The 14,652-nt window shown below is 71.7% G+C and carries 18 protein-coding genes, 1 tRNA gene and 1 riboswitch; of the genes, 10 read left to right on the top strand and 9 right to left on the bottom strand.

The window, feature by feature from the left end; genetic code table 11:
• Positions 1–128 precede the first annotated feature (128 nt).
• The 3 genes from HP445_RS07425 to HP445_RS07415 all read right to left on the bottom strand — a co-directional run bounded on the left by HP445_RS07425 (position 129) and on the right by HP445_RS07415 (position 2,807).
• Entirely contained in the window at positions 129–1,004 is an 876-nt protein-coding gene (locus HP445_RS07425) for an anti-sigma factor (protein WP_128780528.1), read from the bottom strand.
• Entirely contained in the window at positions 1,001–1,600 is a 600-nt protein-coding gene (gene sigK / locus HP445_RS07420; protein WP_111039031.1) for an ECF RNA polymerase sigma factor SigK, read from the bottom strand. The genes HP445_RS07425 and sigK overlap by 4 nt, the downstream gene beginning before the upstream one ends.
• A gap of 577 nt (positions 1,601–2,177) precedes the next feature.
• The gene (locus HP445_RS07415) at positions 2,178–2,807 is read right to left on the bottom strand and encodes a hypothetical protein (protein ID WP_027466634.1); all 630 of its coding nucleotides are present in this window, start codon (positions 2,805–2,807) and stop codon (positions 2,178–2,180) included.
• Positions 2,808–2,934: 127 nt separating this feature from the next.
• Here HP445_RS07415 and HP445_RS07410 point away from each other — a divergent pair, with 127 nt between their 5' ends.
• The 4 genes from HP445_RS07410 (at position 2,935) to HP445_RS07395 (ending at position 4,597) form a co-directional block, all read left to right on the top strand.
• Positions 2,935–3,096, top strand: coding sequence for a DUF2207 domain-containing protein (locus tag HP445_RS07410; protein ID WP_164941167.1), 162 nt, complete (start codon positions 2,935–2,937; stop codon positions 3,094–3,096).
• Positions 3,097–3,149: 53 nt separating this feature from the next.
• A tRNA-Lys gene (locus HP445_RS07405) sits at positions 3,150–3,222 on the top strand.
• A 41-nt stretch (positions 3,223–3,263) separates the two neighbouring features.
• On the top strand, positions 3,264–4,100 hold the full coding sequence (locus tag HP445_RS07400) for an SGNH/GDSL hydrolase family protein (protein WP_164941166.1): 837 nt from the start codon (positions 3,264–3,266) through the stop codon (positions 4,098–4,100).
• Positions 4,101–4,276: 176 nt separating this feature from the next.
• On the top strand, positions 4,277–4,597 hold the full coding sequence (locus tag HP445_RS07395) for a hypothetical protein (RefSeq protein WP_027466636.1): 321 nt from the start codon (positions 4,277–4,279) through the stop codon (positions 4,595–4,597).
• A gap of 88 nt (positions 4,598–4,685) precedes the next feature.
• On the opposite strand, the gene HP445_RS07390 is transcribed toward HP445_RS07395, so the two are convergent.
• The gene (locus HP445_RS07390; protein ID WP_128780526.1) at positions 4,686–5,618 is read right to left on the bottom strand and encodes an aldose 1-epimerase family protein; all 933 of its coding nucleotides are present in this window, start codon (positions 5,616–5,618) and stop codon (positions 4,686–4,688) included.
• Positions 5,615–6,469, bottom strand: coding sequence for a DeoR/GlpR family DNA-binding transcription regulator (locus HP445_RS07385; RefSeq protein WP_128780525.1), 855 nt, complete (start codon positions 6,467–6,469; stop codon positions 5,615–5,617). The genes HP445_RS07390 and HP445_RS07385 overlap by 4 nt, the downstream gene beginning before the upstream one ends.
• Positions 6,470–6,533: 64 nt before the next feature.
• Between HP445_RS07385 and galT the strand changes: the two genes are divergently transcribed.
• Both galT and galK read left to right on the top strand, forming a co-directional pair.
• Entirely contained in the window at positions 6,534–7,631 is a 1,098-nt protein-coding gene (galT, locus tag HP445_RS07380) for a galactose-1-phosphate uridylyltransferase (protein ID WP_128780524.1), read from the top strand.
• On the top strand, positions 7,628–8,767 hold the full coding sequence (gene galK / locus HP445_RS07375; RefSeq protein ID WP_128780523.1) for a galactokinase: 1,140 nt from the start codon (positions 7,628–7,630) through the stop codon (positions 8,765–8,767). The genes galT and galK overlap by 4 nt, the downstream gene beginning before the upstream one ends.
• A 148-nt stretch (positions 8,768–8,915) precedes the next feature.
• Here the strand turns inward: galK and HP445_RS07370 are convergent, their stop codons facing one another.
• From HP445_RS07370 to glyA, 3 genes are all read right to left on the bottom strand, one after another.
• Entirely contained in the window at positions 8,916–9,365 is a 450-nt protein-coding gene (locus tag HP445_RS07370) for a hypothetical protein (protein ID WP_128780522.1), read from the bottom strand.
• 104 nt (positions 9,366–9,469) lie between these two features.
• Complete coding sequence (locus HP445_RS07365; RefSeq protein ID WP_128780521.1) at positions 9,470–10,405, bottom strand: tetrahydrofolate dehydrogenase/cyclohydrolase catalytic domain-containing protein; 936 nt, start codon at positions 10,403–10,405, stop codon at positions 9,470–9,472.
• Entirely contained in the window at positions 10,402–11,679 is a 1,278-nt protein-coding gene (gene glyA, locus HP445_RS07360; RefSeq protein WP_111039038.1) for a serine hydroxymethyltransferase, read from the bottom strand. Before glyA ends, HP445_RS07365 begins: the two co-directional genes overlap by 4 nt.
• Positions 11,680–11,775: 96 nt before the next feature.
• A riboswitch (ZMP/ZTP riboswitch) is annotated at positions 11,776–11,860 on the bottom strand.
• Positions 11,861–11,898: 38 nt separating this feature from the next.
• On the opposite strand from glyA, the gene clpS reads away from it, so the two are divergent.
• Both clpS and HP445_RS07350 read left to right on the top strand, forming a co-directional pair.
• Positions 11,899–12,204 (top strand): ATP-dependent Clp protease adapter ClpS, encoded by a 306-nt coding sequence (clpS, locus tag HP445_RS07355; RefSeq protein ID WP_071404706.1) that lies wholly within the window; start codon positions 11,899–11,901, stop codon positions 12,202–12,204.
• The gene (locus HP445_RS07350; protein WP_128780520.1) at positions 12,201–12,674 is read left to right on the top strand and encodes a DUF2017 family protein; all 474 of its coding nucleotides are present in this window, start codon (positions 12,201–12,203) and stop codon (positions 12,672–12,674) included. Before clpS ends, HP445_RS07350 begins: the two co-directional genes overlap by 4 nt.
• Before the next feature lie 42 nt (positions 12,675–12,716).
• Here the strand turns inward: HP445_RS07350 and HP445_RS07345 are convergent, their stop codons facing one another.
• Entirely contained in the window at positions 12,717–13,589 is an 873-nt protein-coding gene (locus HP445_RS07345) for an NAD(P)H-binding protein (RefSeq protein ID WP_128780519.1), read from the bottom strand.
• A 75-nt stretch (positions 13,590–13,664) separates the two neighbouring features.
• On the opposite strand from HP445_RS07345, the gene HP445_RS07340 reads away from it, so the two are divergent.
• Together HP445_RS07340 and HP445_RS07335 are read left to right on the top strand one after the other, a co-directional pair.
• On the top strand, positions 13,665–14,120 hold the full coding sequence (locus HP445_RS07340) for a MarR family winged helix-turn-helix transcriptional regulator (RefSeq protein ID WP_111032312.1): 456 nt from the start codon (positions 13,665–13,667) through the stop codon (positions 14,118–14,120).
• A 55-nt stretch (positions 14,121–14,175) separates the two neighbouring features.
• On the top strand, positions 14,176–14,610 hold the full coding sequence (locus HP445_RS07335) for a MarR family winged helix-turn-helix transcriptional regulator (RefSeq protein WP_206647604.1): 435 nt from the start codon (positions 14,176–14,178) through the stop codon (positions 14,608–14,610).
• The last annotated feature ends 42 nt before the right edge of the window (positions 14,611–14,652 follow it).

Below are 14,652 nucleotides of genomic sequence, written 5' to 3'. Positions count from 1 at the left end.
CGGACGCGCACCGGGCCTTCGTGGTTGCGCCGGAAAGCCGTGCGGACGCAGAACGACGAAGCCGCTGTCGTGGGACAGCGGCTTCGTCGTTCTACGTCGGTGACGGTCCAGCAGGACCGCCCGAGGCATCAGGCCCTGGTGGTGGGGACCGCCATGATCGGCGAGGTGGTCGGCTGCTCGGAACCGCCCTCGGGCTCGACCGTCATGCCGATCGTCGCACCCTCGGACATCGCGCCCTTGAGCACGGCGGAGTGCACGCCGTCGGCCGCACCGTCGACCAGGCCGGCCGACTTGATGGTGCCGCCCTGCTCCTCGGAGCCGATGTACCAGAGCTCGTACGTCTTGCCCTTCGGTGCCTGCTCGACACCGTCGAGGATCACCGCGGACTTGCCGAGGTCGTTCGACCACACGACCGTCGCCGAACCGCCGCCCGCGACCTTGGTCGTGGTGCGCTGGAAGTCGGACGCGGCGTAGATGCGGTCGAGGCCGCTCGAGGCCTGCGTGGTGCCGGTGCCGGAGCCGTTCGGGTCGAAGATCGACCCGACGCCGAGTCCGCCGAAGAAGACCGCGGCGACGGCGGCTGCGGCCGTCAGCATGACCGCCGGACGCTGGAACCAGCGGCGGCGAGCCTCGGAGGAAGCCCGGCCACCGGCGGTGGGGCCGTCGGCGACCGAGGCGACGTGCCTGGCGGGCTCGGGACGGGCCTCCTGGACGGAGGTGGTCTCGGCGACCGGGGCCTGGTCGACCGTCGTGTCGGCGAGGGGCGCGGCCTGGGGGGTCGTCGCGATCCGGGCCAGCAGCGACGCCTTGAGCGACGCGGGGGGCTCGATCGGTGCGACGGCGTAGGCGAGCTGCAGCGCGGTCTCGCGCAGGGAGTCGTTCTCGGCCTGCAGCTCGGGGGACGTCCGGAGGGCGTCCTCGAGGAGCGCGCGCTCGTCGTCGGACAGCGCGTCGAGTGCGTGGGAACCCGTCATCAGTGCGGGGTCGTCGTGGCGTTCGGTCATGAGGTCACCCCCATCTCGTCTCGGAGTCGGATCATCCCGTCACGGAGACGGGTCTTGACGGTGCCGATGGGGACACCGAGGTGTTCGGCCATCTCGCTGTGCGAGTAGCCGCCGTAGTACGCGAGTTGCACGGCCTGCCGCTGGAACTCGGTGAGCTTCGCCAGCGCTCGGCCGACGCGCTCGTGCTCGATGCGGATCTCCACGGACTCGGAGACCTGGTCGAAACCGGCCTCGAGGTCGCGGATGCCGATCTTGGTGTCGCGGTCGTGCGACGACTGCGAGGCTCGGACCCGGTCGACCGCTCGGCGGTGGGCCATTGTGAGGACCCAGCTGGCGGCCGTCCCACGCTTCCGGTCGAAGCGGGTGGCCTGCTGCCAGACCTCCAGGAAGACCTCCTGTGTGACCTCTTCCGACTGCGCGCGGTCCCGGAGGAGGCGCGTGATCAGACCGAGGACCCGACCGGAGAGTGCGTCGTAGAGGTCCGCGAAGGCGGCTTGGTCACCGGCGGCGACCTGGGCGAGGAGGTCGTCCGGCGATGCCTGAGCTGGCTCTGACGAGCTCCAGCGTTCGGTGTCGCTATCCACGAGGGCAAGCATTGCAGGTTTCCCTCCTCTCGGTTGCTTTCGTTGACCAGGCGGGTAGCACGAAGCCTCCGCATGGGCGGTCGAGACGAGGGGCCGGCGTGACCCACAGGGAATTGACCGGCGGTGCCGGTCCGGGTCACACCGGGCCTCTCGCTTCGTGACGGGCATTCCGTCCGTCACGCAGATGATTCGGTGCGGTCCCCGCTGTGGATTGGATGGGGGTCGGGATTTCTCGGCGGGATGGGCGCGGCGGGCCTGCACAGGGGTGCGCGCGGGCACGCCCGGGGCCGGTTCTGTCCACCATGAGTGAACAGGGTCGAGTGATCAGCCGACGTCTCGTAGACTGGGTCTCGCCGGGCCGCAGCAAGCCCCGGGCTCCAAAATTCGCCGCTTCGAGCGGCCTCGCGCCGAGAGGCGCTTCTGCGGCCCGGTCTTTTTGTGCCCGGACGCGGTCGCGTCCGGGTTTTCTGCTGCGCGGCCCTTGGCCTGGCGCGTCATCGCGCTGCTGCGCGGTCCTGGCCGTGCGCGGCATCGCGTTGCTGCGCGATCCTGGCCTGGAGGCCCGGTGCGGGTCCGTCCCGCCGCTCGCTCAGTCCAGGCTGTCGCGGCGCCAGAGCGCCGCCGCCTCGGTCAGGTCGGCCGCCAGCTCCGTCAGGCGGAGTGCCCGCGTCGTGAGTTCGCTCGCGCGCTCGGACGCCACCAGGTCGGACTCGTCCGCCACGGCGGTCGCGCCGGCGGCGGTCAGTCGGCAGAACGACGCCCCGCGGTCGAGCGCCACCGCGAGGTCGCCCGTGTACAGGCCGTGCAGGATGCGGTCGGCGAGCGTGAGGATCTCCGCCGGGCCCGTCGGTTCCTCGGCACCCGCGACCGCCTGGTCGATCGTGCCGATCTGCGCCGTGCCCCGCTCGAACAGGTACGCGATCTCCTCCGGGTTCTGCCGGATGACGATGCGCACCAGGTACACCCGCCAGAGCGCCCCCGGCAGGGTGTGCGCACCGACCCGCGCCCACAGCTCCGCGATGGCGTCGATGCCGTGCACGTCGGTGTAGGTGACGAGCCGCTCGACCACGGCCGGGTCCGGGTCCTCGCGCACGCGGTGCAGCAGGGCGTTCGCGGTCTCGTGCGCGACACGGTTCACGAGCGCCGGGTCCTCACCGCCCTGGATGGCGGCGAACTCGGCGTCGGTGAAGTGGACGGGACGGTGGTGATCGCGAGGCACCGCAGCAGTGTAGGCGCGGCCGGTGACACGCCCGCGTCCGGTTCGCCCAGAACGCAACCGCTGCGCCACGCGTACCGTGTTGCGGCAGGGAGGCGCTCCTCCCTGCACGTGAAGGAGAGGATCTTCCATGAACGCCCTGCTCATCATCCTGGCTGTGATCGCAGTCATCCTGCTGTTCGTCGGCGGTTTCGCTGCGAGCCTCAAGTTCCTGCTCTGGGTCGGCATCGTGCTGCTGATCATCGCGGTCATCGCGTGGCTGCTGCGGACGCTCACCGGACGCCGGGGCTGACCCGGTCAGACGGTTCCGTCCCGGAGGCCCTCACCCGCTAGCCTTGCGGGTGAGGGCCTCTAGCTCAGTTGGTAGAGCACCGGACTTTTAATCCGAGGGTCGTGGGTTCGAGCCCCACGGGGCCCACCTCCCAGTCTCGCTCCGCACTCTTGTCTAGAATGCGACGGATGGGCCGACGATCGCAGCGCGAGCGGCCGGGCACCCCCACCGGCCCGGCGACGATGCGCCGACGCCGCCGGAAGCTGGTGCCGGCACTCGCCCTCGGCGCGATGGCACTCGGGGTCTCCGGACTCCTGCTGATCCTGCCGAGCGTCTCGAGTGCCTGCCAGCCGGTGTCCTCGTCGACCTCCGCCTCGGCCGTCGCTGCCCCCGGCGTCTCGGCAGATCGCGTCGCCGCGGCGATCGAGCCCGGGTCACGCGTCCTGATCGTGGGTGACTCGTACACCTCGGGTCGGGGCTCGGCCAGCGGACTCCGCGGTTGGGCGCAGGACCTCAGCGAGGACCGTGGGTGGACGGCCAAGATCGACGGGTACCCGGGCACGGGCTACGTCGACACCGGTCGGACCGGCTCGTCGCACTACACGTACGGGCCACGCCTCGAGCGGCACGCTGCGTTCGACCCCCAGCTCGTGATCGTGCAGGGAAGCCAGAACGATTGGCTCGTCGACTCGGACACCCTCCGCGCCACGGTGGAGCGGACCCTCCGCACGGCGCAGCAGACCTGGCCGGACGCCGTCGTCGTCGCGCTCGGCCCGTCAGCACCGCTCCCCTGGGCGAACTCGACCGTCGGTGTCGCCGCATCGGTCTCCGCGGGTGCCGCCGCCGCCGGTGTCCCGCACATCGACGCCCTCGCCGGCAGGTGGTTCACGTCGAGCAACAGCCCGGGGTACTCCGCCGTCGACGGCGGCCACCCGAACGACGCCGGCTACCAGTACCTGGCGGACCGCGTCAGCGAGTCCCTCGACGCCCTCGGCGCACCCGTCGGCAGCGCCCGCTGCGTCTGAGCGACGCCATCTGCTCCTGAACGGGGTACAACCCGTCCCCAGCCGGCTCATGGGAGATCCCCTGCCCACCACAGCCCGCCCTCAGCGGATTGTTGGGCTGCCGCCGATAGTGTCATTCCCGGATCCGATCACCGGATCCTGCAGCACAGCACCACCACGAACGAACGGGGTACACCGTGATCGAGCCCATCGAAGCCACGCAGACCAGCACCACCGGTGACGCGCGCCGCATCGTCGAGCTCGCAGCAGCGACGAACACGACGATGAGCAACGAGCTCCTGCTCGACACGCTCCGCCGCAACGCACAGGTCACGACCCGCCACATCCGCAAGGACTTCATCGAGGTCGCGACGGCCACCGCCGTGCTCGGCTACGTCTGCCGGCAGCGCAAGGACTTCATCGCGCTCCGTGGCGACGACCCGGCGTGGGCGCACGAGGTCGGCCGGTACGCGACCGAGTCCCTCGCGGTCGAGGCACTCCGGATGCGCCGCGGCTGACGCCCGGCGTCCGACACGAACACAGAAGGCCCCGCCGGACACCCGGCGGGGCCTTCCTCGTGTCGGCGGTGCACGCCGACCGGAGTCCTCAGGACCAGACGCGACGGATCCCCCACGAACCGGTCCAGGTCTCGTCCGGCTCGAGCCAGCGCAGGCCCTCGCCCGAGTTCAGGGCGTTCGCGGGCGCCGTCATCGGTTCGACCGCGACGGCGAGGCCCTTCCCGTCGCCCCGCGGGTACTCGCGCGAGGTGAAGACCTGCACGTAGGGGAACGAGGCGTCCTGCCAGAGCTCCACACCGTCGCCCTCGGGGCCGTGCATCGTCGTGCGGCGGATCCCGTCGGCGTCAGGGGTGACGTCCGTGTAGGCGGTGTCGAGGTCCGAGTCCCCGGCACGTCGCCCCTGGCGCAGGTCGTACGGCGTGCCCTCGACCGGCCCCGAACCGTTCGGGACCTTCTGCTCGTCGACGGTGAAGGCGGTCGCGGCGTCGAGCGTGACGACCAGGTCGTCGGCGGGGGTGTCACCGGCACGCAGGTACGGGTGCGCGCCGACGGCGAAGGGTGTGCGGACGCCCGAGCGGTTCGTGACCTCGTGCGTGACACGGATGCCGTCGTCGACGAGTTCGTGCAGCACGCGCGTCTCGAGGGTGAAGGGCCACCCGTGCTGCGGGTGGATCGTCGCTTCCTGCTGGATCGACGTCTCGGTCTGCGACACCACCCGGTACGGGGCGAACCGGAGCAGTCCGTGCGACGCGTTCCCGTACTTGGGCTCCGAGACGTCGAGCTGCTGCCGCTTCCCGTCGAGCTCCCACACACCACCGGCCACGCGGTTCGGCCAGGGCGCCAGGACGATGCCGTTCGCCCCCGGCGGCTGCTCGGTCACGGGGAACGGCTCGGTGATGTCGAAGCCGGCGACGCGGAGTTCGCGGATGCCCGCGGCGACCTCGGTGACCACGGCTTCGACGACCCCGTCGGGTCCGGCGTGGTGGAGGCGGTACTGGCCACCCGTGGGTGCTGCGGTCATGGGGTGTTCTTCCTTCCGGCTGGTTCGGTGTGCTGCTCGCCGTCGGCGACGATCACCTGGGTCCCGGCCGCCCGGATCGTGGCGACCGCGGCGGCGTCGGCCTCGGCGGTGACGACGACGTCGATGTCCTCGAGCGCGCGGACGACCCCGATGTGGGCCCGGCCGAACTTCGAACCGTCCGCGACCACGACCGTACGCTGGGCCGTCGCCGCGAGCATCCGCTTGGCCTCGGTCTCGGGCAGGTTCACGTTCGTCAGACCGTGGTCGACGTCGAGTCCGGTCCCGCCGAGGAACACGAGGTCCGCGGCGATCATCGGCAGGACCGCCCCGTTGAAGGGGGCGACGAGCGAGTGCTGCAGGGGCCGGAGAGTGCCTCCGGTGACGATCACGGTGAAGCGCGGGACAGCACGCTCGAGCGCGAGCGCCGTGGTGAGGGAGTTCGTGACGACCGTGACGCCGGTGAGCTCGGTGCGCGCCACGAGGGCCTCGGCGACGGCGGCCGGCGTGGTGCCGACGTCGAGGACGACGCACTCCCCCGGGCGGACCAGCGCAGCGGCCGCACGGCCGATGGCGGCCTTGGCCACCTGGTGCTCGACGGCGGTCTCCTCGAAGGGGCGCTCGGTGGACCCGGCCCCGAGGCGGACCGCGCCTCCGTGCACCCGCCGGATCCGGGCCTCCTGGTCGAGGACGGCAAGGTCCTGGCGGACCGTCACCTCGCTGGTGCCGAGGGACGCGGCCAACGCGGCCGTCCGGACCATGCCGGGGGCGCCGTCGACGATCGCGACGATGCGGTCCTGCCGGAGGGGCGCGGGCAGCGCGCCGGCGAGGAAGGAGAGGTCGGCGTCCGTCATGTGCACAGTTTCGCTTGCTTCCGATGTCTTTCGCAACGCTTCGGATGGGCGCTAGGCTGTTCCGGTGATCACCAAGCGCGTGACGAAGCTCGCGGACGGCCGCGACCTCTTCTACTTCGACGACGCCGACTCGACGCTGCCCCAAGAACGCAGCATCGACGAGCGCGTGCTCGACCCGCGGCCCGAGACGGCGCGGATGCGGCAGGACGTCCTGACGGGCGAGTGGGTGTCGATCGCGGCGTCCCGACAGAACCGGGTGTTCCTGCCGCCGGCCGACCAGGACCCGCTCGCGCCCCAGAGCCCGGCCAACCCGTCCGAGATCCCGAGCCGCTACGACGTCGCCGTGTTCGAGAACCGCTCGCCGTCGTTCGGCCCGCTGCTCGAAGCCGACGACGCCCCCGAGTCGCTCGAGTCCCTGAGCGACGTGGGCCTGAACCGCCAGCTCCGCTCGGTCGGCCGGTGCGAGGTCGTGTGCTTCTCGCCCGAGACGTCCGGGTCCTTCGCCTCCATCTCCGAGTCGCGTGCCCGCACCGTCGTCGAGGCCTGGGCCGACCGCACCGCCGCACTCTCCGCGATGCCGGGCATCCAGCAGGTGTTCCCCTTCGAGAACCGGGGCGAGGCGATCGGCGTCACGCTGCACCACCCGCACGGGCAGATCTACTCGTACCCGTACATCACGCCGCGCACCCAGCGCCTGCTCGCGAGCATCGAACGGTTCGGCCCGGACCTGTTCGAGCAGCACCTCGCGAACGAGCGGGGGTCCGAGCGGGTCGTCCTCGCTGGCGAGCACTTCACCGCCTTCGTCCCGTTCGCCGCGCGTTGGCCCATCGAGATCCACATGCTGCCGCACCGCCACGTCCCCGACTTCGCCGGCCTGACCGACGCCGAGAAGGACGAGCTTGCCCACATGCACCTCCGGCTCACCCGCGGGCTCGACGCGCTCTACGGCGATCCGACGCCGTACATCGCCGCGTGGCACCAGGCGCCGGTGCACACCGCCCGCGACACCGTGCGGCTGATGCTGCAGATCACCTCGCCGCGACGTGCGGCGGACAAGTTGAAGTTCCTGGCCGGCAGCGAAGCCGCCATGGGCGCCTGGATCGGGGACCTCGTGCCCGAGAAGGCGGCCGAGTTCATCCGACAGGGAGTCGAGCGCGCATGACGTTCCAGCAGGTCTACGGGTACGAGCCGACGGTGCGGTACTCCGCCCCGGGTCGCGTCAACCTGATCGGTGAGCACACCGACTACAACGACGGCTACGTGCTGCCCTTCGCGATCGACCGTCGCACCACCGCCTCCATCGCGCAGCGTGACGACCGGACGATCCGCGTCGCCTCCGCCTTCGACGCCTCGAGCGAGCCGATGGCGCTGTCCCTCGACGACCTGTCGCCCGAGGCCATGGACGGTTGGTCGGCCTACGTCTTCGGGATCGCCTGGGCCCTGCGCGAGCAGGCCGGTGCCGATCTGGACGACAAGACCGGGTTCGACGTCTTCATCGAGTCCGACGTGCCCGTCGGTGCGGGCCTGTCGTCCAGTGCGGCGATCGAGTGCGGTGTCGCGCTGGCCTTCAACGACCTGTGGGAACTCGGCCTCGACCGGAAGACCCTGGCGCGGGTCGGGCAGTACTCGGAGAACCACGCCGTCGGTGCCCCCACCGGGATCATGGACCAGTCCGCCTCGCTGCTCGGCGAGCAGGACGCCGTCGTGTTCCTCGACTGCCGCACGCTCGACACCGCCGTCGTCGACCTGGCGCTCGAGGCGAACGGGCTCGAGGTCCTGGTGATCGACACACGCGTCGAGCACGCCCACGCGACCGGTGGCTACGCGGCTCGTCGGGCCTCGTGCGAGCAGGGTGCGCGGGTGCTCGGTGTCGAGGCCCTGCGTGACGTCAGCGTCGAGGACCTGCCTCGTGCGCAGGAGCTCCTGGACGACGAGACCTTCCGCCGCGTACGGCACATCGTGACCGAGGACCAGCGCGTCCTCGACACCGTCCGCACGCTGCGCGAACAGGGTCCCCGGGCGATCGGTTCCCTGCTCGTCGCGTCGCACGAGTCGATGCGCGACGACTTCGAGATCTCCGTGCCGGAGCTCGACCTGGCCGTCGCGACCGCCGTCGAGCACGGTGCCGTCGGTGCGCGCATGACCGGTGGTGGGTTCGGCGGTGCGGCGATCGCGCTGGTCGACCGGGAGTCACGCGGGGCGATCACCGCCGCCGTCACCGCCGCCTTCGCCGACGCCGGGTTCCGCGAGCCGACCGTGTTCACGGTGCACGCCGCGCAGGGCGCTCGGCGCGACTGACCGGCGCGGCGGGCGCGGTCGCTCGGCCGCTCGGCCGCTCGACGTTTCACGCTCAGCGACAGGTCACGCGTCGATCAGCCCGTGGACTGTCGCTCAGCGCGAAAGAACGGCAGCACCCCGACAGCCCCGACCGCCGCGCCCCGCCGACTCAGCCGAGGTAGTCCGCGTACCGGACGTACTCCACCACGTTCCCGAGCACGAACGGGTGTGCCCGACCGTGCTCCACGGCCCACTCCACCCACGCGGTCTGCGCCGGCATGAGCAACCACACCAGGGCGGTGGTCCCGAGCACGGCGGCCAGGGTCAGGCCCATCACGGTGTGCTCGTCGAACCGGGCTGCACCTCGGCGGGCGATCGCGACGACGAACCCGGCGACCGCGAACCCCACCGTCGCGAGCGTCCATCCGGACCAGGGGCCCGACGTGAACGTGTACTCTTGGCCGGCGTGCACGAAGGTCGTCGCCCAGGTCGACCCGGGAGCCTGGAACAGCACGCAGATCGCCACGATGACGATCAGCCACCGGGCGTCCTTGGTCAGTTGCGACGGCTCGGGCCGGGCTCGCATCACCGGCGTCGTCTGCAGACGTTCATCCCCCATGCCGCGACCGTAGCACCGGCGGAGTGCACTTCGTGAGCAGCAGTGGTCGGGTGCGATGACGTCACCCGACCATTGCTGCACACCATCGCCACGCGACCGCCACGCTACGACAGCTGGCGCTCGGCAGCCTCGACGACGTTCTTCATGAGCATCGCGCGGGTCATCGGCCCGACGCCACCGGGGGTGGGCGACAGGAAGCCCGCGACCGACGCGACCGCGGGGTCGACGTCGCCGTGCAGCTTCGCCTTGCCGGTCTCCTCGTTGACCACGCGGGTGATCCCCACGTCGATGACGGCGGCACCGGGCTGGACCCAGTCCGGCTTGACGAGCCCGGCGACCCCGGCCGCGGCGACGACGATGTCGGCGCGACGGCACTCCGCGGCGACGTCGGCGGTCAGCGAGTGCGTCAGGGTCGCGGTCGCCTCGAGCCTCGTGAGCAGCAGGCCGAGCGGCCGTCCGACGGTCAGCCCCTGCCCGATGATCGTGACGTGTGCGCCGCGGATCGGGATCTCGTACGCGTCGAGCATCGCGACGATGCCCCGCGGCGTGCAGGGCAGCGGTGCGTCGATCGTGCCGGCACCACCGGGCACGGCGAGCACGAGCTCGCCGAGGTTCGTCGGGTGCAGGCCGTCGGCGTCCTTCGACGGGTCCATCAGCTCGAGCATCGGCGTCGGGTCGATGCCCTGCGGCAGCGGGAGCTGCACGATGAACGCGGTGACCCGGGGATCGTCGTTCATCTGCAGGATCGCGGCCCGGATGTCGGCAGCGGACGCCGTCTCGGGCAGGTCGATGCGGTGCGAGTCGAGCCCGATCGACGCCGAGTCGCGGTGCTTGCCCGCGACGTAGGACATCGAGCCGGGGTTCGAGCCGACCATGATCGTGCCGAGACCCGGACGGATGCCGTGCTCGTGCAGGCGGTCGATCCGGCCCCGGAGTTCGTCGAGCGTCCGGGCGGCGAGGGCCGTGCCGTCGATGCGGACGGCACTCCTTTCACCGGCCCAGAGCTCGCGCGGGAGCGCCGCGCTGACCGAACCGCTCACGCGTAGAGCGGGAACGCGTCGGTCAGGACCTTCACGCGGGCCGAGAGCGCTGCGACGTCCGGGTTCGGCATGAGGGTCAGCGCGATGATGTCGGCCACCTCGGTGAACTCGGCGTCGCCGAAGCCGCGGGTCGCCAGCGCCGAGGTGCCGATGCGGACACCCGAGGTGACCATCGGCGGGCGCGGGTCGAACGGCACGGAGTTGCGGTTCACGGTGATGCCCACCTCGTGCAGCAGGTCTTCGGCCTGCTTGCCGTCGACCTCGGACGCGCGCAGGTCGACGAGCACCAGGTGCACGTCGGTACCGCCGGTGAGCACGTCGATGCCCGCGGCCTTGGCGTCGTCGGCGGTCAGACGGGCGGCGAGGGCCTGGGCGCCGCGGATCGTGCGCTCCTGACGGTCCTTGAACTCCGGGGTGCCGGCGAGCAGGAACGCGGTGGCCTTCGCGGCGATCACGTGCATGAGCGGGCCGCCCTGCTGGCCCGGGAAGACCGCGGAGTTCAGCTTCTTGAACAGGGTCTCGTCATTCGACAGGATGATGCCCGAGCGGGGGCCGCCGAGGGTCTTGTGGACCGTCGACGAGACGACGTGGGCGTGCGGGACCGGGGACGGGTGCAGCCCGGCGGCGACGAGGCCGGCGAAGTGCGCCATGTCGACCCAGAGCTTCGCGCCGACCTCGTCCGCGATCTCGCGGAACTTCGCGAAGTCGAGCTGGCGCGGGTAGGCGGACCAGCCGGCGATCAGGACCTTCGGCTGGTGCTCGATGGCCTTGGCGCGGATGTCGTCGTAGTCGACCTCGAACGTCTCGGGGTCGACGCCGTACGCCACGGCGTTGTAGATGCGGCCGGAGAAGTTGAGCTTCATGCCGTGGGTCAGGTGACCACCGTGCGCGAGCTCGAGGCCGAGGATGGTGTCGCCGGCCGAGGCGATGGCGTGCAGGACGGCCGCGTTCGCCGTCGCGCCGGAGTGCGGCTGCACGTTCGCGTACTCGGCACCGAAGAGCGCCTTGGCACGGTCGATGGCGAGCTGCTCGGCGACGTCGACGTACTCGCAGCCGCCGTAGTAGCGCTTGCCCGGGTAGCCCTCGGCGTACTTGTTGGTGAGCACGGAGCCCTGCGACTCGAGCACGGCGCGCGGCACGAAGTTCTCGGACGCGATCATCTCGAGGGTGTCGCGCTGGCGGCCGAGCTCCTGCTGCAGGACGGCGGCGATCTCGGGGTCGACCTCGGCGAGCGGGGCGTTGAAGGCGGCGCGGGCGGCGGCCTGCTCGGCCACCTCGGCAGAGTCGGAGACGAACGGGGGCAGATCGGCAATGGACACGGGACTCCTACGGTGTGCGGACGACCAGCTGGTCGCACTCGGACGGTCGGTCGGTGCAGCCCAGGCGTACGGCCGCGCACCGTGTCTTTGTCGCTCCCCGATGGTGACCCATCCAACGCCAGTCGCGACCTGACGATCGTACCGAGCCACCGCACCCTGTGTCACCCTGGATGCATGACGCTGCTCTCGCCCGACGTGGACGAACGGACCACCACGGACGAACGGACCAGTGCGCGGGCGGATACCCCGTGGGTCACGGTGGTGTGGGACGACCCGGTGAACCTGATGTCGTACGTCACCTACGTCTTCCAGCGGCACTTCGGGTTCTCTCGCGAGCAGGCCGAGCGGCTCATGCACCAGGTCAACGACGACGGCCGGGCGATCGTGGCGACGGGCCCGCGCGAGTCGATGGAGGCCCACGTGCAGTCCATGCACGGCTACGGGCTGCAGGCGACCGTCGACAAGGCCCCCGAAGCGTGATCCCGTTCGTCCGCCGCGCCGACGGCGTCCACCTCGGCCTGTCCTCCGGCGAGCGCGACCTGCTCGCCTCGCTCACCGAGCAGCTGCGGCAGGTGCTCGGTGGCGACCTGTCCACCGACCCGCTCAGCGAGCGGATGTTCCCGGACGCCTACCCCGACGACGACGAGGCGAGCGCGGAGTTCCGGAAGTACACGCAGTCCGACCTGCTCACGCAGAAGACGACGAACGCCTCGATCGTGCACGACTGGCTGACGGGCACCCGCGACGGTTCACTCGACGCCGAGGACGAGCAGGCGTGGCTCCGCACCCTCACCGACCTGCGGCTGACGATCGCCGACCGGCTGGGCATCGAGGACGCCGACGACGAGGAGCGCTCGGTCGAGGCCGACGCGGGCGTCGGCCTGCGCGACGTCTACGACTGGCTCGGCTACGTGCAGGAACACCTGGTCGTCACGCTCACGTCGCGCTGACGGCCACGGCCTGGAGGCCCGGATCACCTCCGGCGCGACGGGTCACCCCAGCAGGTCGTCGCGGTGGGCTCGCGCCCAGTCGGCCAGGCTCCGGGGTGCGGTGCCGGTGATGCGCAGGACGTCGTCGCTCATCACGTCGACGCCGTCGAGGCCACGGCGGACGACCCGGCCGAACTGCTGCCGGAGCCCCTCGGCCTGCCAGGCGGGCACCCCGCTCAGGCGCAGCACGCCGGCGTAGACCCGGCTCGGCAGGTGCAGGGCGCGCACGGGTCGGCCGAGCCCGGTGGCGAGCGCGGCGGCGACACCGCGCGCGTCGAGCAGGTCCGGCCCGGTGAGCACCGGTTCGGTGCCGTCGTGTACGTCCCCCGTCAGCACCCGGGCGGCGGTCCGAGCGATGTCCTCGGTGTCGATCCAGCCGATCACCCCGCGGCCCGTGGTGTGCGGGAACCACCCCCGTCGGATCGCCGGCGCCGAGGGCCGCACGTTCGTCATGAACGACGAGGGGTGCAGGATCGTCCACGCCAGCCCGCTCTCGCGCACCAACCGGTCGATGTGCCAGGCGGCGCTCGCCCACGACATCGGGGAGTGCTCGGCGGCGTCCCCGCCCGACAGCTGCACGATCCGGCCGATCCCTGCACGCTGCGCCGCACGGACCCCGGTGGCGCCCTGCTCGCGCTGCCGCTGGCTGACCGGCGTCACGAGGAAGGACCGGTCGACCCCGTCGAGCGCCGCGGTGAGCGCGTCCTCGTCGTCCAGGTCGGCCAGACGGCCGTCGATGCCCCGCGCCCGGAGCGCGTCGACCTGTTCGGGCCGTCGGACCACGGCACGCACCGTCACCCCGGCCGCCCGCAGCAGCTCCGCAGTCTTGCCCCCGACGTCCCCGGTCACGCCGGTGACCGCCACGATCTCGCCCATGTCTGCTCCTCGTCCCGCTGACCCGTTCTGATATCAGTTTCCTGATACCAGAACGTACGCCGGTACGATCGCCCCGTGCCCCAGGAACTCCCAGCCCCGCGCGACGACGTCGACGGCATCGTGGCGTGGACGGTGATCCGGGCCGCACGGACGCTCTCCCGCCGGCTCGCGGCCGAGCTGGCGCCGCTCGGGTTGACACCCGTGGAGTTCGGGGCGCTCATCCAGCTCGCGGCGGCGGGCGAGCTCAGCCAGGCCGACCTGGCGCGAGCGGTCGGCGTCCGACCGCAGAGCATGACGACGCTCGTCGGAGGGCTCTCGACGCGGGGACTCGTGGAGCGGGGCGCCGCACCGGGCCGGGGACGGGCCTCCCGGATGCGGCTGACCGACCAGGGCGAGGCGCTGCTGGCACGCGCCCACCCGATCGTCCGGGCGAGCAACGCGTGGTTCGGCGACGGTGCGGAACCGATCTCGGCGACCCTGCTCCCGCTGCTCGAGCCGGACGCGGGCGACGACGGGTCCGCCGTTCCCTGAGCGATATCAGAAGGCAAACTTGCAAGGCGGGCTGGTGACGGACTAGCCTCCGGGCGTGACCGACGCACCGGAGACCGACCCGACCGACCTGGCCGACGCCGTGCTGACGATGCACGGACGACTGCGGCGGTCGTTGCTGGCCTCGAAGTCGGACGACGTCACGGCGTCGCAGACCGCCGCCCTCGGACGCCTGCTGCGGCACGGGCCGGCCACCATCGCCGACCTGGCGCGAGCCGAGGGTGTCCGACCGCAGTCGATGGGCGCGACCGTCCAGGCCCTCGTCGACCTCGGCCTGGCCGAGCGGCAGGCCGACCCGACGGACGGCCGGCGGGCGATCGTCAGCGCGACGGCGGCCGGTCGGGACGCACGCCAGACCGCCTGGGCCGCGCGGAACCGCGAGCTCGCCGAGCGGCTCGCGACCCTGCCCGAGACGGACCGCCGCGTCGTCGCGCGGGCGATGGACCTGCTCGGGCCGATCGTCGATCCCTGACTCGCACCCCTCGCCCAGTCCTGCAACCGGAAGAAGCACTCT

It is taken from the genome of Curtobacterium flaccumfaciens (assembly GCF_013359815.1).
GTDB classification, from domain to species: Bacteria; Actinomycetota; Actinomycetes; order Actinomycetales; family Microbacteriaceae; genus Curtobacterium; species Curtobacterium flaccumfaciens.
The sequence above is the reverse complement of the archived record's forward strand: the minus strand, read 5'-3'. Positions and strand labels throughout refer to the sequence as shown.